This is a genomic window from Aurantiacibacter sp. KMU-128 (assembly GCF_056933515.1).
The window spans coordinates 2122677-2143029 of sequence record NZ_JBXORT010000001.1; the positions used below are offsets into that span (position 1 = coordinate 2122677).

General features: G+C 64.2%; 18 protein-coding genes. 10 read left to right on the top strand and 8 right to left on the bottom strand.

Annotated features, from left to right (window positions below; all coding sequences use genetic code 11):
* Positions 1-17: 17 nt before the first annotated feature.
* From ccmA to ACS0VV_RS10440, 3 genes are all read left to right on the top strand, one after another.
* Positions 18-602, top strand: coding sequence for a heme ABC exporter ATP-binding protein CcmA (gene ccmA, locus ACS0VV_RS10430; RefSeq protein ID WP_483532641.1), 585 nt, complete (start codon positions 18-20; stop codon positions 600-602).
* Positions 599-1261, top strand: a complete 663-nt coding sequence (locus tag ACS0VV_RS10435) for a heme exporter protein CcmB (RefSeq protein ID WP_483532642.1) — start codon at positions 599-601, stop codon at positions 1259-1261. The genes ccmA and ACS0VV_RS10435 overlap by 4 nt, the downstream gene beginning before the upstream one ends.
* 65 nt (positions 1262-1326) lie before the next feature.
* A complete protein-coding gene (locus ACS0VV_RS10440) occupies positions 1327-3126 on the top strand; it encodes a DUF885 domain-containing protein (protein ID WP_483532643.1) in 1800 nt (599 codons plus the stop codon).
* 4 nt (positions 3127-3130) lie between these two features.
* Here ACS0VV_RS10440 and ACS0VV_RS10445 read toward each other — a convergent pair whose 3' ends face one another.
* The 3 genes from ACS0VV_RS10445 to ACS0VV_RS10455 form a co-directional block, all read right to left on the bottom strand.
* Positions 3131-3496, bottom strand: coding sequence for a c-type cytochrome (locus tag ACS0VV_RS10445; protein WP_483532644.1), 366 nt, complete (start codon positions 3494-3496; stop codon positions 3131-3133).
* Positions 3497-3564: 68 nt separating this feature from the next.
* The gene (gene map / locus ACS0VV_RS10450) at positions 3565-4392 is read right to left on the bottom strand and encodes a type I methionyl aminopeptidase (RefSeq protein ID WP_483532645.1); all 828 of its coding nucleotides are present in this window, start codon (positions 4390-4392) and stop codon (positions 3565-3567) included.
* A 69-nt stretch (positions 4393-4461) separates the two neighbouring features.
* On the bottom strand, positions 4462-5292 hold the full coding sequence (locus ACS0VV_RS10455; RefSeq protein ID WP_483532646.1) for a DUF4163 domain-containing protein: 831 nt from the start codon (positions 5290-5292) through the stop codon (positions 4462-4464).
* A gap of 49 nt (positions 5293-5341) precedes the next feature.
* Here ACS0VV_RS10455 and ACS0VV_RS10460 point away from each other — a divergent pair, with 49 nt between their 5' ends.
* The 6 genes from ACS0VV_RS10460 to ACS0VV_RS10485 all read left to right on the top strand — a co-directional run bounded on the left by ACS0VV_RS10460 (position 5342) and on the right by ACS0VV_RS10485 (position 11347).
* Positions 5342-6736: a leucyl aminopeptidase family protein gene (locus ACS0VV_RS10460; protein WP_483532647.1), complete on the top strand. Its 1395-nt coding sequence runs from the start codon at positions 5342-5344 to the stop codon at positions 6734-6736.
* A gap of 82 nt (positions 6737-6818) precedes the next feature.
* Positions 6819-7178, top strand: a complete 360-nt coding sequence (locus tag ACS0VV_RS10465; RefSeq protein ID WP_483532648.1) for a hypothetical protein — start codon at positions 6819-6821, stop codon at positions 7176-7178.
* The gene (gene argC / locus ACS0VV_RS10470) at positions 7175-8101 is read left to right on the top strand and encodes an N-acetyl-gamma-glutamyl-phosphate reductase (protein ID WP_483532649.1); all 927 of its coding nucleotides are present in this window, start codon (positions 7175-7177) and stop codon (positions 8099-8101) included. Before ACS0VV_RS10465 ends, argC begins: the two co-directional genes overlap by 4 nt.
* 292 nt (positions 8102-8393) lie before the next feature.
* The gene (locus ACS0VV_RS10475) at positions 8394-8732 is read left to right on the top strand and encodes a P-II family nitrogen regulator (protein WP_483533528.1); all 339 of its coding nucleotides are present in this window, start codon (positions 8394-8396) and stop codon (positions 8730-8732) included.
* A 59-nt stretch (positions 8733-8791) separates the two neighbouring features.
* Positions 8792-10201 (top strand): type I glutamate--ammonia ligase, encoded by a 1410-nt coding sequence (glnA, locus tag ACS0VV_RS10480; protein ID WP_483532650.1) that lies wholly within the window; start codon positions 8792-8794, stop codon positions 10199-10201.
* Positions 10202-10396: 195 nt separating this feature from the next.
* The gene (locus tag ACS0VV_RS10485) at positions 10397-11347 is read left to right on the top strand and encodes a calcium/sodium antiporter (RefSeq protein WP_483532651.1); all 951 of its coding nucleotides are present in this window, start codon (positions 10397-10399) and stop codon (positions 11345-11347) included.
* 80 nt (positions 11348-11427) lie between these two features.
* On the opposite strand, the gene ACS0VV_RS10490 is transcribed toward ACS0VV_RS10485, so the two are convergent.
* A complete protein-coding gene (locus tag ACS0VV_RS10490) occupies positions 11428-12093 on the bottom strand; it encodes a hypothetical protein (RefSeq protein ID WP_483532652.1) in 666 nt (221 codons plus the stop codon).
* Entirely contained in the window at positions 12090-12311 is a 222-nt protein-coding gene (locus ACS0VV_RS10495; protein WP_483532653.1) for a helix-turn-helix transcriptional regulator, read from the bottom strand. The genes ACS0VV_RS10490 and ACS0VV_RS10495 overlap by 4 nt, the downstream gene beginning before the upstream one ends.
* A gap of 221 nt (positions 12312-12532) precedes the next feature.
* Here ACS0VV_RS10495 and ACS0VV_RS10500 point away from each other — a divergent pair, with 221 nt between their 5' ends.
* Entirely contained in the window at positions 12533-13072 is a 540-nt protein-coding gene (locus tag ACS0VV_RS10500; RefSeq protein ID WP_483532654.1) for a lysozyme, read from the top strand.
* On the opposite strand, the gene ACS0VV_RS10505 is transcribed toward ACS0VV_RS10500, so the two are convergent.
* The 3 genes from ACS0VV_RS10505 to ACS0VV_RS10515 are packed head-to-tail and all read right to left on the bottom strand — an operon-like array spanning position 13069 to position 20313.
* A complete protein-coding gene (locus tag ACS0VV_RS10505) occupies positions 13069-17301 on the bottom strand; it encodes a translocation/assembly module TamB domain-containing protein (RefSeq protein WP_483532655.1) in 4233 nt (1410 codons plus the stop codon). The genes ACS0VV_RS10500 and ACS0VV_RS10505 overlap by 4 nt on opposite strands.
* Positions 17301-19457 (bottom strand): autotransporter assembly complex protein TamA, encoded by a 2157-nt coding sequence (locus tag ACS0VV_RS10510; RefSeq protein ID WP_483532656.1) that lies wholly within the window; start codon positions 19455-19457, stop codon positions 17301-17303. The genes ACS0VV_RS10505 and ACS0VV_RS10510 overlap by 1 nt, the downstream gene beginning before the upstream one ends.
* Positions 19458-19461: 4 nt before the next feature.
* On the bottom strand, positions 19462-20313 hold the full coding sequence (locus ACS0VV_RS10515) for an arginyltransferase (protein WP_483532657.1): 852 nt from the start codon (positions 20311-20313) through the stop codon (positions 19462-19464).
* Between the last annotated feature and the right edge of the window lie 40 nt (positions 20314-20353).

Sequence of the window (20353 nt, forward strand, 5' to 3'; positions counted from 1 at the left end):
CCCTAACGCTTCCCGCAATGGAACCATGTCGATTAGCCGCGAGTGACCTTGCCTGCCGCCGCGGCGACCGTGTGCTGTTTTCCGGCCTCTCGCTGACGTTGCAGGCGGGAGAAGCGTGCCATGTGACCGGCCCGAACGGCATCGGGAAAAGCTCGCTGATCCGCATTCTTGCAGGCCTGATGCGGCCCTTTGCTGGCGCGGTGGAGCGCAGTGGCACGATGGGGTTGGTGGACGAGCGACTGGCGCTGGACGAGCATTTGCCGCTGGGCAAGGCGCTCGGCTTCTGGGAGGCGCTCGACGGCTGTTCGGACGCGAGCCGCGCGCTGGCGGTGATGCAGATCGACCATCTACTCGACGTGCCGGTGCGCTATCTTTCAACTGGACAGAGGAAACGCGCCGCGATTGCGCGGCTGCTCAATGGCGGGCGGCAGATCTGGCTGCTCGACGAGCCGCTCAACGGGCTGGATACCGAGGCAAAGCAGGCGGTCGAGGCGCTGGTTGCGCTGCATTGCGGCGGCGGCGGGATTGCGCTGGTGGCGAGCCATCAGGACTTTGCCGTGCCGGATATCCGCAAGTTGCATCTGCCGGAGTTCACCGCATGAGCGTGCTCGGCACCCTCCTCCGCCGTGACCTCGCCGCGCTGATGCCCGGCAGTTCGCGCGGCAATTCGCTGCTGCCGCTGCTGTTCTTCCTCGCGGTGGCGATGCTCTATCCCTTCGCCGTGGGGCCCGATGCAGAGCTGCTCGGCGCGACCGGCGGCGGGATGATCTGGGTGGCGGCGCTGCTCGCCGCGATCCTGCCGCTTGACCGCCTGCTCGCGCCCGATCTCGAAAGCGGGTTTTTCGACCAATGGGCGCTGCGCGGCGTGACCGAGGAAGTCATCATCGCCGTGCGCCTGCTCGCCCACTGGCTCAGCTTCGGCCCGTTCATCCTGCTGGCGAGCTTTCCGGCAAGCGCACTGCTGGGCATTGACGGGGCGACCTTGCATACCGTGCTGCTCGGCCTGCTGGCGGGAACGCCGGGACTGGCAGCCATCGGCATCATCATCAGCGCGGTGACGGTAGGCCTGCGCAGCGGCGGCGCGGCATTGTCCGGCCTGCTGATGATCCCGCTCGCCGTGCCGCTGCTGATTTTCGGCGCAGGCGCGCTCTCGACCGGCGGCGAAGGCGGCCTCGCACTGACCGGAGCGATCAGCCTGGTGCTCGTGGCAATAGCCCCCTTTGCTGGTGGCGCAGCGATACGGGCTGCGCGGGAGGGGTAAACCCGCTTTACCGTCGGCATTATTGCCCGTAGCCTTCCCGCCGATGGTCTGAGGGAGGAAACGCCATGCTACGTCTCGCACTTGCCGCGCTCGCCGCGACAACCGCTATCACCGCCGTTCAGCCGCAACAAGTCGCCGCGCAGCAGCTCGCTCTGCCGACGGGCCGCGTTGACATGATGATGGCGCAACAGATGCTGATGTTGCTGTCCGAAGACCCTGAAACCATTGCGATGCTCGGCATCATCCCACCCGGCGGCCCCAATTCTCCCTATGCGCAGCTTACCTCGCAAAGCGGCGATCAGGTCGAAAGCTCGCAGGTCATGTTGCGCCGGTTTTACGCGCAGGCGAGCGCGCTCGACCGCAGCACGCTGGACGAAGACCAGCTTCTCTCGCTCGATATCTGGCTCGCTTATCTCGGTGCCGAAATCGCGGTTGCCGATGCGGGATTGAATGGCTCACCCTATGTCGTCGACCAGTTCTGGGTGCAGAATATGCCCAGCCTGTTCCTGCGCACGCACCAGCTCAATTCGCCCTTTATGGCCCGCGCCTGGGTCGAGCGGATGGAGCAGGCAGGCGAAGTCATCGCAGAGCGCGAAGCATTGTTCGAGGAGGAGACGGCGCGCGGCGTGCTGCCACCGCAGATCATCATCGACAATGTCATTGCCGATATCGACGCGGTGCTCGCGCCCTCGCCCGAACAGCATCCGATGTATCTGCGTTTCGTCGCCGAAATGCCTGCGGACGTGCCTGCCGAAGAGGCGGAGGCGCTGCGCGCCCGCGCCCTCGCGGCGATCACCGACGGGTTCTACCCCGCCTACCGCTCGCTACAAGCCGCCTTGCAGCGGCACCGCGACCATGCGCGCACGGAGAATGTCGGCATTCTCGGCCTGCCCGATGGCGAGGCGCAATATATCGCGCTCGCCCGCCGCTGGACGACCGTCGATATCAATCCCGCCGCAGTCCACCAGCGCGGGTTGGAGGAAGTCGCGCGCATCAGGGGCGAGATGGACCGGCGGCTGACCGAACTGGGCTTCACCGAAGGCAGCTTTGCCGAGCGGTTGGCGGCGGCGACACAGGCGGCCAATTACGGCTATCCCAACTCGCCCGAAGGGGCCGCAGCCGTGCTCGCGCGCACCGAGACGATGATCGCCGATGCGCAGCGCATCACCGCACCCTATTTCACCCGCTTCCCCGAATCGCCGGTGGAAACGATTCCCGTGCCCGTGAGCGCGCAATCGAGCGCGCCCAACAGCTATTCTCCGCCCGCCGCCGACGGCACGCGGCCCGGCGTGTTCAACATCAATCTCGTCGATCCGTCGAGCTATGGGGACATTTCCTATCCCAGCCTCGTTTATCACGAGACGATCCCCGGCCATCACTACCAGATCGCGCTGCAGCAGGAGACCGATCTGCCGATTGTCCGGCGCTTCCTGCCCTTCTCCGCCTATTCCGAAGGCTGGGCGCTGTATGTCGAGACGATTGCCGAGGAAATGGGCCTGTACGAGGAAAACCCCATCGGCGTTTTGGGCGCGCTGTCGGGCGAACTTTTCCGCGCGGCGCGGTTGGTGGTCGACACCGGCATCCACCACCAGGGCTGGAGCCGCGAACAGGCGCAGCAATATATGCTGGAAACGGTGGGTGACCCCTCGACCCGCGAGATCGACCGCTACATCGTCATTCCCGGACAGGCGCTCGCCTACAAGACCGGCCAGCTCGTCATCGCCGATCTGCGCGCCGATGCCGAAGCGCGGCTGGGCGCGGATTTCGACATTGCCGCCTTCCACGACGAAATCCTGCGCGAAGGCGCGATGCCACTAAGCGTGCTGGAAGCGCGGCTGGAAAGCTGGGTGGCAGCGCAGGAGTGAGAGCTTACTCCACCGGCCGGTAATCCGCCCGCCGCAACGTCAGCATATAGTCAACCAGCAGTTCCACCTCGTCCTCTTCGAGATAGAAATCCATCTGTTCGGGGTAATTGTGCGCTTCAACCAGCCAGCCGGTCAGGCTCTCGCGCGTCAGGCCCGGCGTGTTGGCGATGGCTGCCCATTCGGGCGCGTTCGGATTGGGCGAGAGGCCATAGGGTTCGACCGAGTGGCACTGCGCACATGCCGCTTGCGCCAAAGCGTGCGCCTCGCTTCGGGCTTGCGGATTTGTCGCCGCTGCGGTTTCGGGCGCGGTGTGCTGGCATGCGGTGAGCACCATTGCGCCAGCTGCAAGAAGTGCGAATCGGTATTGCATCGTCGGTCTCCCTCACCCTGTTGGAAGGGAGCTATACCAGCAGAAGCCGCGCGCGAATTTGCGCCAGATCAAATATAGGGCGGCTGGTGCAGACCCTTGGGCGAAGCGGTGAAAATCTCCGCGCCGTCTTCGGTGATGCCGATCGAGTGTTCGAATTGCGCGGAGAGCGACTTGTCCCGCGTCACCGCAGTCCAGCCGTCATTGAGCAATTTTACGTGCGGTCGGCCGAGATTGATCATCGGCTCGATGGTCATGAACATCCCCGCTTTCAGCTCCGGCCCGGTACCCGCGCGCGCGGCGTGGACGACTTCGGGCGCGTCGTGGAACAGGCGACCGAGGCCGTGCCCGCAGAAATCGCGCACCACGCCGTAGCGGTGGCTTTCCGCGTGCCGCTGGATCGCCGCGCCGATATCACCCAGCCGCGCGCCGGGGCGCACCTGCGCGATGCCGATCATCAAACATTCGTACGTAACCTCGACCAGCTTCTTCGCCTTGAGCGAAGGCTCGCCAACATAGAACATCCGGCTTGTATCGCCGTGCCAGCCGTCGAGCAGCGGGGTCACGTCGATATTGACGATATCGCCGTCTTTCAGCCGCTTGTCCGACGGGATGCCATGGCACACCACATGGTTGATCGAGATGCAGCAGCTATGCGTATAGCCGCGATAGCCTAGCGTTGCGGGCACGGCGCCGCCATCCAGCGTCATTTCGCGCACCACGCGGTCAAGCTCTTCGGTGGTGACACCGGGCTCCACCCGCTGCGTCAATTCATCAAGTATCTGCGCCGCCAGTTGTCCGGCCTTGCGCATTCCTTCAAAGCCTTCCGGCCCGTGGAGCTTGATCGTGCCGTCGCGATAGACCGAGGTGTCGGCAGTTACGTGCTGATATTGCGTCATGCGCGACTATATAGCGGCGGAGCGGGCAAATTGCGAGGCGGGCTTTCGCCCCGCCACTCACGCCGCCGCTTACTCGGCGCCGGCAAAAGCGGAACGGTATTGCGGCTTCACCGCCGCCAGCACCGCTTCGTCCACCGGGAAGGTGAATTCATACGCTCCCTCGGCATAAGGCCCTGCGACATAGGGCGCGATCTGCACGCCGATCCGGTTGAAATTGCGCCGGTTGCTCGAACCGAGCAGGACATTGGTGTCTTCCAGTGCCACGCAGCTTTCGTAGGCCTCGCCCGCCTCGGGATCGACCGGCTGCCCGCGCCGCTCCGCCCGCTCGGCATTCAGCGCTTCGCACAGCCGTTCGCCCAGCGCGGCATCGAGTGCCTGGGCGGACGTAAAGAGCGCTAGCGGTTCGAGCGCGCGCCGGTTTTCGCGATCCCAGACAATCGAATCGAATCCATAATTGGGATGCGCGCCGCCGTAATAGGTATCGAGCGCGGCAGAGAGGCTGAGCCAGCCGGGCAATTGGGCCACCACTTCCCACGTCGTGCTGCTGGAATATTTGTTGAACGGAAAGCCGTTGTCGCGCGCCTGCTCGCGCCCTTCCATCGCTTCACGCTCCAGCGTGGCGCGTTGGCGTTCCATCCGTTCGTCGAGCCAAGCGGCAAGCCCGGGTTCCTCGCCCGCTTCCTGCGGATAGGCGTATTCGAACAGGAAGGTGTCGGTTTCCTCGGTCACTTGCCGTGCGCCACCGGTGGTCGTTTCGGGCGGAGGCGTGCCGCTGGAAGAGGCGCTTGCGCTGGGCGCGGGCGTGGCCGGGGGATCCGGCGGCGTCTCCTCCCCGCCCAATGCGTCGCAACCCGCCAAAGCGAGCGCCGGAACCGCAAGGCACAGGAATCGTCGTGTCATCACGCGCGCAGCCTTTCCAAACGCGAGCGAAAACGGCAAGCGTTATTCTATGAGCATAGCAACAGATCTGATCCAGCCCGATCGCGGGCAGGATGCCATCGCCATCCACCTCGTCAGCAAGTCCGGCTTCGAGGAATTTGCCAAAACCCTATCCGGCCCGCAACGCGCTGCTTTGGCGGCGCAAAAGTTCAACGGAAGCGGCTACCAAGTAGGTATTGTGCCCGCCCGCGACAGCGGCGACGAAAGCTGGTTCGCGGTGGGCGGGGTTGCCAATCCGGCAGAGCTTTCCAGCTGGTGCCTTGCGCGCCTGGCAGAAGTCTTGCCCGCTGGCACCTATCGCCTGCATGGCCTGTCGCCCGGCCCCGCGCTGTTCGGCTGGCAAAGCGCGCAATACCGCTTCACCCGCTATCACGATGATCCCGAAGCCGAGGGACCGCGTATCCTGTTGACCGAGGATGTGGCCAAGATCGACCTCGCTGTGGCCGAGGCGCAGGCCTGCGCGCTGGTGGCAACGCTAGTGAATACGCCTGCCGAAGATATGGGCCCAGCCGCGCTGGAGGCCGAGGCCGAACGGATCGCCAAGGCGCACAAGGCAGAGCTTGAGGTCATTCGCGGCGACGCGCTCGAAACCGGCTTCCCGATGGTGCACATGGTGGGCCGCGCCGCCGCGCGCAGCCATGCGCCACGGCTGATCCGCTTCACCTGGGGCAATCCGGCGCATCCCAAAGTGGCGATTGTCGGCAAGGGCGTGTGTTTCGATTCGGGCGGGCTCGACATCAAACCGGCGAGCGGAATGCTGCTGATGAAGAAGGATATGGGCGGCGCTGCGCACGCACTGGCGCTGGCCGAGCTGGTGATGAAAGCGGGCCTCAAGCTGCATCTGCACTGCATCGTTCCGGCGGTGGAGAATGCGATTGCAGGCAATGCCTTCCGCCCCGGCGACGTGCTGCAAAGCCGCAAGGGCCTGACCGTGGAAATCGGCAATACCGATGCCGAGGGTCGCCTCATTCTTGGCGATGCGCTGACGCTGGCGAGCGAGCACGAGCCAGAGCTGGTGATCGACTTTGCCACTCTGACGGGCGCTGCCCGCGTGGCGGTGGGGCCGGATTTGCCCGCGCTCTTCACCCGCCGCGACCAGACCGCGGAGCAGTTGATCGCCGCAGGCAAAGCGCATGATGACGAACCTTGGCGCTTGCCGATGTGGGAGCCGTATGGCGAATGGCTGAAATCGGACATCGCCGATATGAACAACACCCACACCAACGGCTTTGCCGGCGCCAGCGTTGCCGCCAGCTTCCTCGACCGGTTTGTTGGCGAAGGCATCGACTGGGCGCATTTCGACACCTTCGCCTGGCGGCCCGTGCCCAAACCCGGCAGACCCAAGGGCGGCGCGGCGCTGGGCCTGCGCGCAGCCTTCCATATGCTGCGCGGGCGCTACGGTTAACGCACCGCTGTTCGGGCAACTTGCCCAAAGCGCGCGACGCGGCTAAGCGCGCCACGTATTTTACTGGAGAGGACATCTCGGGTTGCCATCGGGTGATGCACAGCAAGCGGGCAGCAAGCCGCAGGGGCCGTTCGTCCTTGCGGGGCCGGTTGCACGCCCTGATCCCGCATCGGTGCCTCTGCGCGGCGATCTGGCGCATATCGCACTCGCCGGGCGCTACTTCGTGCCGCATTACGCCGTCCCTCAACCGCGCGCGGTGCTGCCCGGCGGCGCACCGTTGCTGCGCGAGAACCGCGACAATGCCGAGGAATTGTGCGTGCTGATGGAAGGCGACGGTTTCGAAGTGCTCGATGTCACCGGCGACTGGGCGTGGGGCTGTCTCGGCGTTGACGGGCCGGTGGGTTATGTCCGGGCGGGCCTGCTGGAACCGCTCATCGCATGACGCACACGGTATTTATCGACGGTGCCGAAGGAACTACCGGGCTTGAGATCGCGCAGCGGCTGGAAGGCCGCGCGGAGTTCGATCTCATCCGCCTGTCCGATGCCGAGCGCAAGGACCCCGATTGCCGCCGCACGTCGCTCAATTTCGCCGATTTCGCCATTCTCTGCCTGCCCGATGATGCTGCGCGGGAAGCGGTGGCGATGCTCGATGCGGACAGCGGCACCCGCGTGATTGATGCCTCCACCGCGCACCGCACCGCGCCGGGCTGGATTTACGGCTTCCCCGAACTGGTCGGGCCGAGCGTGATTGCGGGGGCCAAGCGCGTCGCCAATCCCGGCTGCTACCCCACCGGCTTCCTCGCTCTGCTCGCGCCGCTGGTACGCGCCAAGCTGCTGCCGCGCGACTGGTCGTATTCGGTCAATGCGGTGTCGGGTTATTCGGGCGGCGGCAAAGGCCTGATCGCCCGCTTCGAGGAAGAAAGCGATATCGCCTTCCGCTCCTATGGCATGAGCCTCGATCACAAGCATCTGGCGGAAATGCAGAAAAATGCCGGATTGCAGTATCCGCCCGTTTTCGCCCCCGCCGTAGTACCCGCCTTTCGCGGGATGCTGGTGGAGATACCGCTCGGCCTCTCCGCCATGCGCACCGCTGCTTCGGCGGACAAGCTGCGCGCCGAACTCATCCGCTATTACGCCGATGCGCCGCTCGTCACCGTCAACGAAGACCGGCCCGCCGAACTGCTGCTGCGCGCGGACGAACCCGCTTCCGACCGGATCGACCTTTGGGTGATGGCAGACGAAGCGGGCACCAGCGCGCGGCTGGTGGCGCGGCTGGACAATCTCGGCAAAGGCGCTGCAGGCGCGGCGGTGCAATCGCTCAACCTGATGGCCGGATGCGATCCGCTGGCGGGCTTAAGGGTCTGATCGACACCGCCTGTTAGAGCGCATTACTGCCCAGCTTTTGGGCACACCTGCCTGCTAATTCACCACCCAAAGCGAATCCCGCGCAGCCGTTTTGCGCAAGCATATTCCGCGTACGCCGTGCTGCGCTGCGCAAATGTTGCGAAAGCGCCCTTTCGCACCCGCACACAAACCGCTAGGCCTGCTGGCATCAGCTTTGGCACGATTCTTGAGTTGCATGAAGCGAAACAGGTGGCCGCCTGATGCCGATAGAGCCACCGAGCCGGAAGAGAATTACGAAGGACGGGCAAACCCTGTGAAGAAGATCGAAGCCATCATCAAACCCTTCAAACTCGACGAAGTGAAGGATGCGCTGCACGAAGTCGGCGTTTCGGGCATCACCGTGACCGAGGCGAAGGGCTTCGGGCGGCAGAAGGGCCATACCGAGCTGTATCGCGGCGCCGAATATGTCGTCGATTTCCTGCCCAAGGTGAAGCTCGAGGTGATCGTGCCCGATACGCTCGCCGAACAAACGGTGGAAGCGATTGCCAACGCTGCACAGACAGGGCGGATCGGGGATGGCAAGATCTTCGTGTCCGACATCGCCACCGCCATCCGCATCCGCACCGGAGAGCGCGACGACGACGCCCTCTGATCCCCTTTTTGCATACCAACTTACCCAACGCCTATTTTACCCCAGGAGGATAATCCAAAATGGCAACCGCAGCAGATATCGTGAAGCAGATCGCAGACGAGGAAATCGAATGGGTCGATCTCCGCTTCACCGATCCCAAGGGCAAGTGGCAGCACCTGACGATGGTTGCCAGCGCGCTCGATGAAGACCAGCTTGAAGAAGGCCTGATGTTCGACGGTTCGTCGATCGCCGGTTGGAAGGTCATCAACGAATCCGACATGATCCTGAAGCCCGATCTGGACGCGACCTATATGGACCCGTTCAGCGCCACGCCGATGATGGTCATCTGCTGCGATATTGTCGAGCCGAGCACCGGCGAAGGCTATAACCGCGACCCGCGTTCGACCGCGAAGCGCGCCGAAGCCTATCTCGCCACCACCGGCATTGGTGACACCGTCTATGTCGGCCCGGAAGCCGAATTCTTCATGTTCGACGATGTCCGCTTCGAAGACGGCTATGCCGGATCTGGCTACCAGATCGACGATATCGAACTGCCGACCAATACCGGCGCCGAAATCGAAGGCGGCAACATGGCGCACCGTCCGCGTGCCAAGGGCGGCTATTTCCCTGTCGCTCCGGTGGACAGCGCAGTCGACATTCGCGGCGAGATGGTCTCGACCATGCTCGAAATGGGCCTGCCGTGTGACAAGCACCACCACGAAGTCGCCGCTGCCCAGCACGAACTGGGCCTGACCTTCGGCACGCTGGTGGAAACCGCCGACCGGATGCAGGTGTACAAATATGTCGTGCACCAGGTCGCCCATGCCTATGGCAAGACCGCGACCTTTATGCCCAAGCCGATCAAGGAAGATAACGGTTCGGGGATGCACACGCATATGTCGATCTGGGCCGATGGCAAGCCGACCTTCGCGGGCAATGGCTATGCCGGTCTGTCGGAAACCTGCCTTTATTACATCGGCGGCGTGATCAAGCACGCCAAGGCGCTGAACGCCTTCACCAACCCGACCACCAACAGCTACAAGCGGCTGGTGCCGGGCTTTGAAGCGCCTGTGCTGCTCGCCTATTCGGCGCGCAACCGTTCGGCATCGTGCCGCATTCCCTACGGTTCGGGCGAGAAGGCGAAGCGCGTGGAATTCCGCTTCCCCGACGCGATGGCCAACCCATACCTCGCCTATGCCGCGCTGCTGATGGCGGGTCTGGACGGCATCCAGAACAAGATCCATCCGGGCGAAGCGATGGACAAGAACCTCTACGATCTGCCCCCGGCAGAGCTCGCCGAAGTGCCGACCGTGTGCGGTTCCCTGCGCGAGGCGCTGGATTCGCTGGCGGCCGACCACGACTTCCTGCTCAAGGGCGATGTGTTCTCGAAGGACCAGATCGAAGCCTATATGGAGCTGAAGTGGGAAGAAGTTATGCGCGTCGAAACGACACCGACTGCTGTTGAGTTCGACCTCTATTACAGCGCCTGATCCCACGGTCAGTTTGCAATGAAAGAGCCGCCCGGAGCGATCCGGGCGGCTTTTTTTCGCCCTCCACATTCCGCTTGAAAAATCCAACGCTCCAGCGCAAATCCTGCGCCACCACCGGGCCCCTCTGGCGTGTCGCAACCGGAGCGCGCGCGATGTCGGCGGGATTGCTTTTGTGATCCGGTGGAAACACATCGCATGACTGCAGTGCTTATTCTGGGCGGGCTTGCCCTGCTCGCTATCGGCGGGGAACTCCTTGTGCGCGGCGCGGTTGGCCTCGCCGCGATCCTGCGCATTTCGCCATTGCTCGCTGGCCTGACCATTGTCGGCTTCGGCACCTCGACGCCCGAACTCGCGACCAGCCTGCAAGCGGCGTTCGCCGGTTCGCCGGGGATCGCGGTGGGCAATGTCGTCGGCTCCAACATCGCCAACATACTCCTTATTCTGGGCGTGAGCGCGCTCATCATGCCGCTCGCCGTGCGGCCCGATGCCTTCACCCGCGACGCCATTGCGCTGGCGGGATCGACCGTGCTGTGCATTGGCGCGGTAATGCTGGGCACGATTGGCGCGCTGACCGGCGCGGTGCTGCTGGTGGCGCTGGTGGCCTATGTCGTGTGGGCCTACCGCTCCGAGAAGGATAGCGGCGGCGCGGAGGAGGAACGGCACATTGCCGAGGCCGCAGACACCACACCAAAGACGCACAGCACACCGATCCTGCTCGGCATGATCGTCGCGGGACTTGCCGCTGCGATTTTCGGCGCGGGTTTTCTGGTCGATGGCGCGGTGATCCTCGCGCGCAGTGCGGGTATGTCCGAAGCGGTGATCGGCCTCACCATCGTTGCCGTGGGCACTTCGCTTCCCGAGCTGATTGCCTGCCTCGTCGCGGTCTATCGCGGCCATTCGGAAGTGGCGCTGGGCAATGTCGTCGGTTCGAACATCTACAATGTGCTCGGCATTCTCGGCATCACCGCGATCATCCACCCGCTTGATGTGCCCGCAGAGATCGCCGCGTTCGACGTGTGGGCGATGGCGGGCGTCACCGCCGCGCTGCTTGTGATGCTGCGCACGGGATGGAAGATCACCCGCACCGAAGGGGCGGTGTTGGCGGCGGCCTATGTCGGCTACACCGCCTTCCTGCTGATGCGGTAGCGGCCAAGCGGATACGAAGACGCGGCGGAAAGCTTGGAGCCTTCCGCCGCGCCTTGGGACAATCGTTTTGGATCGCTCGCCTAGCGGGGCTTGAGCAACCCACGCTTGCCGGTCGACCAGAAGGCGGCGATCAGCAGGAAGCTCGCGAACATCGTTATCCAGTCGAGCATCGCGGGGCCGGCGGTATATTCCAGATGCGCCAGCATCGCCCAGCCGCCGCCGAAAAACATGATCAGATAGAACGCGGTAGAGGCGCATTCATAGCTCACCTGCCGCATCATCTCGTCCATATGCGCCCGCTGGCGGTGACCCATCCACCATGCGGCGAAGAAGGTGAACACTGTGGCACCCATCGCCAAACCCGCGGGCACCGGGCCAAGGGGTTGCGCAAGGGCAAGCAGCATCAACACAGCACCCATCAGAACCATGCTAACCGCCGAGTAAGTGAGCATCTTGCGCTGTTCCATCAACTCTTCCGGGTCTTCGACATTGAGGAACTTCGCCCCCACCTTGGGGCTAACCACGCCGATGCCGACAAAGCCGCCGGTCACCACGTAAAGCAACCCGATCAGAGCCGCGATTTCGCGCGATACGTCCAATGCACCAAGGGCGCCGCTATCGACCAACCGCAACAGGCCGAATGCACCGACAAAGCCGACCACGGCACCAATTCCCATCGACGTCAGCAGCTTGCGCCACTTGATGCCTTCCTTCGCTTCGTTCTGCTCGATAGACATATCCATCACTCCGAACCTTCCTGTGTCTGGGGTTCCCAATCGTCGATAAACAGTTCCGGCACGCTCACGCCGAACAGCTTCGCCATACGCAATGCCAGCGGCAGCGAGGGATCGTATTTGTCGGTCTCCACCGCATTGATCGTCTGCCGCGACACGCCGAGCCGCCGGGCAAGCTCGCCCTGGCTCCAGCCATGAATCTCGCGGTGTTCCTTCAACCGGTTCTGCACCGAATCACCTTTCTGCCTGACAAGAGCTCTTTACTGACAAGAGGTCTTTACAGTCAAGAGCTCTTGTCACCCTTTCCTACACGCGATCTGTCGCCCTAGCCCTCGCTGCCTCTCCCCCAAGATGCGAGGAAACTGTTATGACCTATGCCGCCATGCTCGAATTTTTCCGCAAGCTGCGCCGCCACGCCTCCCCCCGGCCTGTCCTTCAGGGAGCCGCCCGAATGCACACGGATTTTTCCGCTCAGGACAGTGTAACAGGTGTAACAGGTTCGGCGCCAAACCCCTCAAAGATCGGGGAAAAGGGCATTGCGCTGATCCAACACTTCGAAGGCTGTGCGAAGAAGCGGGCGGACGGGCTGATCGAGGCCTATCCCGATCCCGGCACGGGCGGCGATCCGTGGACAATCGGCTGGGGCGCTACGGGCAAGGACGGGTTCCATGGTGGTCGCATCGCCAAAGGGACGGTGTGGACGCAGGCGCAATGCGATGCGCGGTTGGAGGCTGATCTGGCGCGCTATGCCCGCGAAGTTGCCCGCGCACTGGGCGATGCGCCGCGCTCGCAGAACCAGTTCGATGCGCTGGTCAGCTTCCACTACAACACTGGCGCCATCGGCAAGGCGACGCTGACGCGCAAGCATATAGCGGGCGACCATGCAGGCGCGGCGCGCGAGTTTGACCGGTGGGTCTATGCCGGAGGGCGCGTGCTCAAGGGCCTCGTCCGGCGGCGCGCGGCGGAAGCGGCGCTGTATCGGGAGGGCTAGTAGTCCCGCCGGTATTCCAGCGCGGCGCTGTGGCGGCCTATCGTGCTCACCGTCGCCAGCAGGTTGAGCCAGTTGGAAATGCGGAACTCGGCATTGGTAGCGGAATAGCCCGCGCCGTCAGTGATGATCTCGACATAGAAGCGGTTGGCGAATGTCCGCCCCAGCGCAATCGCGGTGCCGCGCCCCAGTGCAGTGTCGGCAGGGACAAGCCGCAGCCGGTCGAGCCCGATGGCATCGCGCAGCTGGTTGATCGGGTCGATCCCCGCCCCGCCGCGCAGGCTCGCCACCGCCGCGCCCAGTTGCAGCGCATCGGTGGCGGAAAGGTTGGAGATCGATCCGCCGAACAGCAGCCGCGCGAGCAACTCCTCCTGCGGCAGCGAGGGGTTGGAGGTGAAGCTGATTTGCGGCTGGCTGGCGCGCCCGACAATGTCGACCGACACCGCCAAACCGTCTACGCGGGTTTCGGCCACCAGATCGATCTGCGGATCAAGCGCCTCGGCCGCACTGAAGCGGATGATACCTTGGGTGATCGCAAACTGGCGTCCGGCGAAGGAGTAGAAGCCCTGCCGCGGCACCACTTCCACCGTGCCGCCCAGCCGTGGATCGGCGGTGGTGCCGCGGATTTGCAGGCTTTCGGTGCGCCACTGGCTGTCGAGCCCCAGCCCGTCCACCTCGATGCCGCCCGGCGCGCCGACATCGATCAGGTAGCGCCAGCGGCCCGTGGTTGTGGCAATGGGCGCGATATCGCCGGGGACGTTCCGCTCGCGCGTCAGCACTTGCGGCAATTCGGCAATCGCCTCTGCCGCCGCGCCCAGCCGCCAGCGCGCGCTATCGGCGGTGAGGCGACCGGCAATCGTGCCGCCCCGCCCGTCGGAGATGATGCGCATTGGCCCGCTGATGACCGCGCCCATATTGGGCAGGTCGAGCAGCTCCGCCCTGCTTGCTGCGATACGCAAATCCATGCTCGGCCCGCGCGTGCGGCTGATGTTCGACAGGTCGATATAGCCGCTGCCGCTCACGCTGCCGCCATTGGGCGCGGTGCCGCTGAAGCGCGTGAGGTTGAAGCGCGAACCCGTGAAGCGACCGGCGGCGGAAACATCGCTCAGATCGGTGCCGATCAGCCCGCTGCGCACCCGCAAGCCGTCGCCCGCGAGCGAACCCACCACGCGCGGGTTCTCCAGCGTGCCGCGAATGTCGGCGGCAACCGCGACATCGCCGGTCACATCGAGCAGGCTGATCGCCGCCAGCCGCCAGAGCGCAGCGGAGGAGCCGTTATAGCGCAGCTGCGCGAACAGGTTGCCGCGATAGAGCCGCTCGGTCAGCGTACCGCTTGCGGGGAGTCCGGCAATCCGTGCCTGCAAGCGCCCGTCGAGCCCGTTGCCGTCATCCATCACCGCGCGCGCCTGGAACAGCGTTTCGGAAAGGTCCGCTACCAGTGCAATGTCCATCGGCTCCGATGTCAGCAGCGCGCTCGAACGGGTCAGCCCCTCGATCATCAACCGCGCCTCGCCTGTCGGCAGGCTGCCGCGACCGGCGGTGATCTCGGCAACGCCCGACACGGTGCCACCCACGCCCAGCTCGCCGGTCAGCACATCGGAGAGACTCAGCGGCATATCGACGAGCGAGAGCGTGCCCTGCATCGGCAAGCCGCCACCGAAACGCCCGCTCGCCAGCACGAAGCCGTTGCCGAAGGAAAGCTGGCTGCGCTGCAATTCCCAGCCGCCATCCTCCAGCGGCAGCAAGACCGCGCGGCGCGGCATGGAAATGCGGCGGTTATCGTAGGAACCGTCCACCGCCACCGCAATCCGCTCGGCACTGGCATCGCCCGTCACGCGCAGTTCGAAGCGGCTGCCGCGCCGCCCGGTCAGCGCGGCGTTGAAGCGGCCGACATTGTCCGTCACCTGCGCCCGCGCCGCGAGGCGGCCGATGAAGATCTGACCATAGCTGAGGCCGGTGAGATTGGCGTTGCCATTGAGGCTCACCGCGCCATCGGCAAACACCCCCGCCGCGTCAATCGTGCCGCTGTTGATGAGCAGCGGCGTCGTGCCATCAAAGCGAGCATTGCGCGCGGTCAGGTCGATATCGAAGCCCTGCCCGCCAGCGCGCACCGCCAGCGCAATCGTCCCGTCAAGCCCGCCGCGCCCGACATTGAGATTGCCCTCGACCCCGCCCTCGACGAGCGTCAGCACGCCCGCCAGCTGGGTTGCGGACACGGTGAAGCGTGTGATGTCGAACGTCGTCGTCCCGTCCCGCGCGATGTTGAGCAGCAGTTCACCATCAAACGCGCCGAGCAGCGATCCGCCTTCGGTTGCGATCCGGAACCCGTCATCGGTAGGCGCGAGCGCAACGCGGACGTCGCGCAGACCCGCAGCAGGCAACGGGTTGGCGAACACCAGCACCGCGCGCGGGCCGTCATCCGCCAGCTCCGCCTCCACGGTGAACGGGCCGTATTCGACATGGCGTCCGCTTCCCGCCAGCGTTGTGGTTCCGCCATCGATATCGCCCGAGAGGATGGCATTGGCCTTGGTCGATACGACGCTGAAGCGGTCAAAGGCGATGGGCGTGCCCTCGCCCAGACGCACGCCGCCGCCGAAGCGGATATTGCCGCCCGACAGATTGGCGAGCGTCGCATTGGTCACCCGCGACACCACGCCGCTGACATCGGCTTCCAGCTGCCACGGATTGCCGCCGCCGATCACGAAGCGGATTTGCGCACCGCCATCGATTTCGCCAATCCCGTCGAACAGCAAGTCCTGCATATCGACAGGCCCCGTCACCCGCGTGACGCCGGTGTTGAAGTCGCTGGAGAGGCCAAGCTGCGCGCTCAGCCGCTGGAACTGCACATCGAGATCGTCGGAGGTGAGCGTGCCGCCTGCCAGCACAACATTGCCGCGCACGCGCCCGTCCACCAGCCGCGGATCGGCGAGCTCGATGCCGCTCACCACGCGCCCGATTGCGGCATCGAGGCTGGAGGTGAAGCGGGCTCCGTCGTAGGCCAGCGTGCCGCGCTGGAGGACATTGGTGACAATCGTGCCCGCGAGATCGATCTCGGCAACGCGCAATTCGTGCGGCATCGCAAAATCGCGGAAACCGCCCGACAGCGTCCCTTCAATGCTCGCGCCATTCAGGGCAATCGTCTCGCTGAACAGCAGCGGGTCGAGCAGCTGCGCGCCAATCACAAGGTCTTCGAACCGGTTATTGGCAAGGTCGATACCGCCCGCCCCGTCGGCATTTACGCCGCGCCCACGAAGCACGAATTCGCCTTCCGCCACGCTATCTTCGAGCGTGCCCGATGCGGTGAGCATCACCGTGTCGCCCAGCGCCCTTGCGGCGAGACCTTCGACATAGGCAAGCGGGTTGATGCGGGCGACCAGCCGGTATTCGCCGCTTTCATTGAACAACTGTCCTTCGACCAGTTCCTCCCCGCCTTGCAGCGCGAGTATCTCGCCCTCCCAGCGCGACCAGCTGCCATCACCTTCAACCTGCAGCGCAAGATCCTGCTCCGCACCGACAAGCTCGGCCAGCACTCCGCCTGCCGGAGCCTGGTAATCGACCGCGATATCGAACACGTCGCCATCGGGCTGCACGTCGATCAGCGCGGTAAAAACATCCGCCCCGCCCAGATCGCCGCCCGCATCGAGGAACACCCGCCCGTCGCGAATATCCGCTTCGGCCGCGAAGCTCACGATCCGCTCCTCGCCGATCAGCCCTTCTGCGATGGTCAGATTGTCGATGGCAAAGCGGTCTATGCGGATATCGAAATCGGGCAGGATCGGCGCATCGGGATCGCCTTCCAGCAGCTCCGGCGCGGCATAGAGCGTGCCGTCGGTCAGCACGAGATGCCGGATATCGAGCCCGCTGACGAACCACTTCAAGGGCCGCCAGTTGAGGTCGACCGTGGGCACTTCCAGAAACAGCGTGTCATTCGCATCGCGGAGTTCGACATCGTGCAATGTCGCGCTCCACAGGATCGAGCCGTCGATTTCGCCAATATCGATCTGCAAACCGGATTCGAGCTCCAGTTCCTCGATCTGGTCGATAACGAATTGGCGGCCCGGCGCCGTGTGCAGAAAGGCGATGAAGAGCAGCAACAGCAGGAACAGCGCGAGCAGCGTGTAGACAATCCAACGCACCGCGCGAAAAGCCCAGAAATCGCGAAATGTCGAGGAGACGGGAGCAGCGGGCGCTGGCACCTCGGTCTCGTTCTCTGTCGCCGGTGTTTCCGCCATCAGAACGCCTGACCCAGCCCGATATAGACCGCGATCCATTCATCGTTCGGCCCCCGGTTTAGCGGCACCGCCACATCCAGGCGCAATGGGCCGAAGTCGGTTTCGTAACGGACACCCACGCCCGCGCCGAACTGGATATTGCCGAAATCGGGCAGCTCGTCCTCGCCAACGGAGCCTGCGTCGATGAACGGCACCACGCTCAGCGCACCATCGAAGAAGGGCGTGCCGATCCGCGCCTCTGCCGACACCTCGACAAGGCTGCGCCCGCCCGCCGGATCGCCTTCATCGGTGCGCGGGCCGATCTGGCGGTAGCCATAGCCACGCACCGATCCGCCGCCACCGGCATAAAGCCGCCGTGACGGGGCAATCCCTTCTAACTCGCTGCCCGGCGTACTGGCCAAACGCAGCCGCCCGGCCAGCACCGTATCGTCGCCCACTTGCTGGTAATAGGAAAAGTCCGCCTGGCTGCGCAGGTAGAAGCTCTGCACCCCGTCATTGTCCGAGGCTTCGGGCGAAAGGCGCAAGGATGCGCGCCAGCCCTCAGTGGGATCGAGCAGGTCGTCTGTTTCGTCGATCTGGCCGAACAGCGGCAGCGCGGCGATGAAATAGTCCTCGCTCGGCAATTCGACGCGGTTTACGTCAAACTCGCTTTCACGCGTGGCCACCAGTTCGATGCCGACAGACCAGCTATATTCCTTCTGGAACAGGAGGTTGCTCACCCGCTCGAAACTGCCGGTCAGCGAAAGCGTGCGGGCATCATAGGCTTCGTAATCGATGGTGCTGGCGAAGGCATCCACCGTCAGGATACGGTCGCGCCCGGTGAAATTGGCGCGGCGGAACGTCACCCCCGCCAATTGTTCCTGCGTGCCGAGAATGCCGCGTACGCGCAGCAGGCCTTCGGGCGGGAAAAGGTTGCGGTGTTCCCACATCCCTTCGATCCGGATACCTTCCTCGGTGCCAACACCGATGCTGCCCGCCAGCGTGCGCAAGGGTGCGGGCGTAAGCGATGCGGCGATGTTGACGATGCCGGGTTGATCCCCGTCAGGCTCTGCCACCACCACCGGCTGGAGATCGACCGAGCCGACAATGCCGGTGGCCAGTATCGCGCTGCGCAGATCGACCACGTCGCTGCGCATATAAAGATCGTTGGGATCCCACCGGGCAATGCGGGTGAGGTGTTCGCTGGAGAGGAAATCCTCGTTCTCGCTCACCACTTCGCCCATGACGAAGACGCCACCCGGCTTCACCTGCATGGTAAGATCGCCCTCGTCGCGGGCGTGGTCGATATCGAGTTCGGGATCGCGCACAACGGCGAAGGGGAAGCCGCCTTCGGCCAGTCCTTCTTCAAGGGCTGTGCGCCCGTCGGTCACCGCGTCGAGCGAGATGAAATCGCCCGGATAGACGCCGAAGGCTTCGCGCAGTTCGTCATAGGCCGCGCCCGCCAGCACCAGATTGCCCAGATCGACCGCGCCAAAGCGGTAACGCGGGCCGGGGATGATATCGAAGCGCGCGGCCGGGATATCGACATCGCTCTCCACCCCGTCATCGACATTTCCTACGCTGCGGATCACCTGTGCATCGTAATAGCCGTAAACGCGCAGCAGCTCGTTCAGCAGCGCCTCGTCATCGCGTGCCTGCGCAGCCAAGCGGGCGAGATTGTCGTCATCGTCCAATTGTTCGATGCTGGACAAGGCCTCGAAACGGGCGAGGAATTCGTCGCGTTCGGGGAACAGCGCATTTTCGCTGGGAAACACCAGTACCAATTCGTCCGAAATCCGTTCCTCGCTGCCGGGCGGCAGCGGCGGGATTTCTTCGTCGAAGGCGACGAATTCGATGGGTTCCTCATCCGGCGCAAGCGGCGCGAGCTGCGGACGCTCCAAGGCATCGGGCCAAGGAAGGGTTATCTCGGGCAAATCGGCGAGCGGAGAGTTGGCATCGATCCTCGGCAGAGACAAAAATTCGTCCAGGCCCACCTGGAGTTCGGCATCGGGCACACCTTGCGCCGCCCACGCCTCCGGATCGGCCACCGCTGCATCGGGGATCAGGTCTTCAAGCGAGCGATCTTGCGCCCTGCCTTGCGTGTCCTGCGCAAAGGCAGGCTGCGCGGCGAGGCTGCACGCGCCCAGCGCCGCCAGCACGGCAGCACGACGAAGCACGCGCTCAGGCGAGCTTATACTCGGCTTGCAGGCCCGGCGTATTGTCTTTTGATCCGCCATCGGGAGCAGGTATCCTTTCGCCCCCGTCGCGCGTGAATTTGTCGATAAGCGCGCGCTGTTCGTCATCCCCCAGACGCCGCCAGCCCTGCGGTCCAAGCACTTCCAAGGGGCGGAAGCGCACCTTGTATTGCATCCGCGCGCTGCCTTCGACCCAATAGCCGAGATAGACGAAAGGCAGCTTCCCGCGCGCAGCACGGCGAATATGGTCCAGAATGACATAGGTACCAAGCCCGCTGCGATCCTTGTGGTCTGGGTCGAAGAAACTGTAAATCATGGACAAACCGTCCGCTTGCCTATCCATTAGACACGCTGCGACCAAACGTCCAACGCCGCCGGTGGGCGACGGCTCCCTGTACTCCACCACAAAACTCGAGACGGCGGTGTGTTCCACCATGTCGGCATAATCGACCTCGTCCATCGCCGCCATGCCCCCGCCGGGGTGGCGATGCTCAAGATAGCGTTGCAGCAATTCAAACTGCTCTGCCGTTGCCCAGGGCTTGCATTCGGTGGCGACCAGATCCGAATTGCGCTTAAGGATACGCTTTTGCGATGCCGATGGCCGGAAATCGAAGGCAGACACGCGCACCGAAACGCAGGCGCGGCAATCGGCGCAGGACGGGCGATAGGCGACCGTCTGGCTGCGGCGGAAACCGATGCGGCCCAGCGCATCGTTCAGTTGTTCGGCGTGCGGGCCTTTGAGCTCGGTAAAGACTTTGCGTTCGGTCTTGCCCTCAAGATACGGACAAGGCGCGGGGCTCGTGACGAAGAATCGGGGGAAGCGAACGGGGGCCGTCACGGTCTTGGTCGATCCTCTCGAATTCAGCACATCCCGCGCC

Bases quoted from the DNA above. Each gene is read 5' to 3' on its own strand.
- ccmA (WP_483532641.1), top strand. From the start codon at position 18: ATGGAACCATGTCGATTAGCCGCGAGTGACCTTGCCTGCCGCCGCGGC.
- ACS0VV_RS10435 (WP_483532642.1), top strand. From the start codon at position 599: ATGAGCGTGCTCGGCACCCTCCTCCGCCGTGACCTCGCCGCGCTGATG.
- ACS0VV_RS10440 (WP_483532643.1), top strand. From the start codon at position 1,327: ATGCTACGTCTCGCACTTGCCGCGCTCGCCGCGACAACCGCTATCACC.
- ACS0VV_RS10445 (WP_483532644.1), bottom strand. From the start codon at position 3,496: ATGCAATACCGATTCGCACTTCTTGCAGCTGGCGCAATGGTGCTCACC.
- map (WP_483532645.1), bottom strand. From the start codon at position 4,392: ATGACGCAATATCAGCACGTAACTGCCGACACCTCGGTCTATCGCGAC.
- ACS0VV_RS10455 (WP_483532646.1), bottom strand. From the start codon at position 5,292: ATGACACGACGATTCCTGTGCCTTGCGGTTCCGGCGCTCGCTTTGGCG.
- ACS0VV_RS10460 (WP_483532647.1), top strand. From the start codon at position 5,342: ATGAGCATAGCAACAGATCTGATCCAGCCCGATCGCGGGCAGGATGCC.
- argC (WP_483532649.1), top strand. From the start codon at position 7,175: ATGACGCACACGGTATTTATCGACGGTGCCGAAGGAACTACCGGGCTT.
- glnA (WP_483532650.1), top strand. From the start codon at position 8,792: ATGGCAACCGCAGCAGATATCGTGAAGCAGATCGCAGACGAGGAAATC.
- ACS0VV_RS10485 (WP_483532651.1), top strand. From the start codon at position 10,397: ATGACTGCAGTGCTTATTCTGGGCGGGCTTGCCCTGCTCGCTATCGGC.
- ACS0VV_RS10500 (WP_483532654.1), top strand. From the start codon at position 12,533: ATGCACACGGATTTTTCCGCTCAGGACAGTGTAACAGGTGTAACAGGT.
- ACS0VV_RS10505 (WP_483532655.1), bottom strand. From the start codon at position 17,301: ATGGCGGAAACACCGGCGACAGAGAACGAGACCGAGGTGCCAGCGCCC.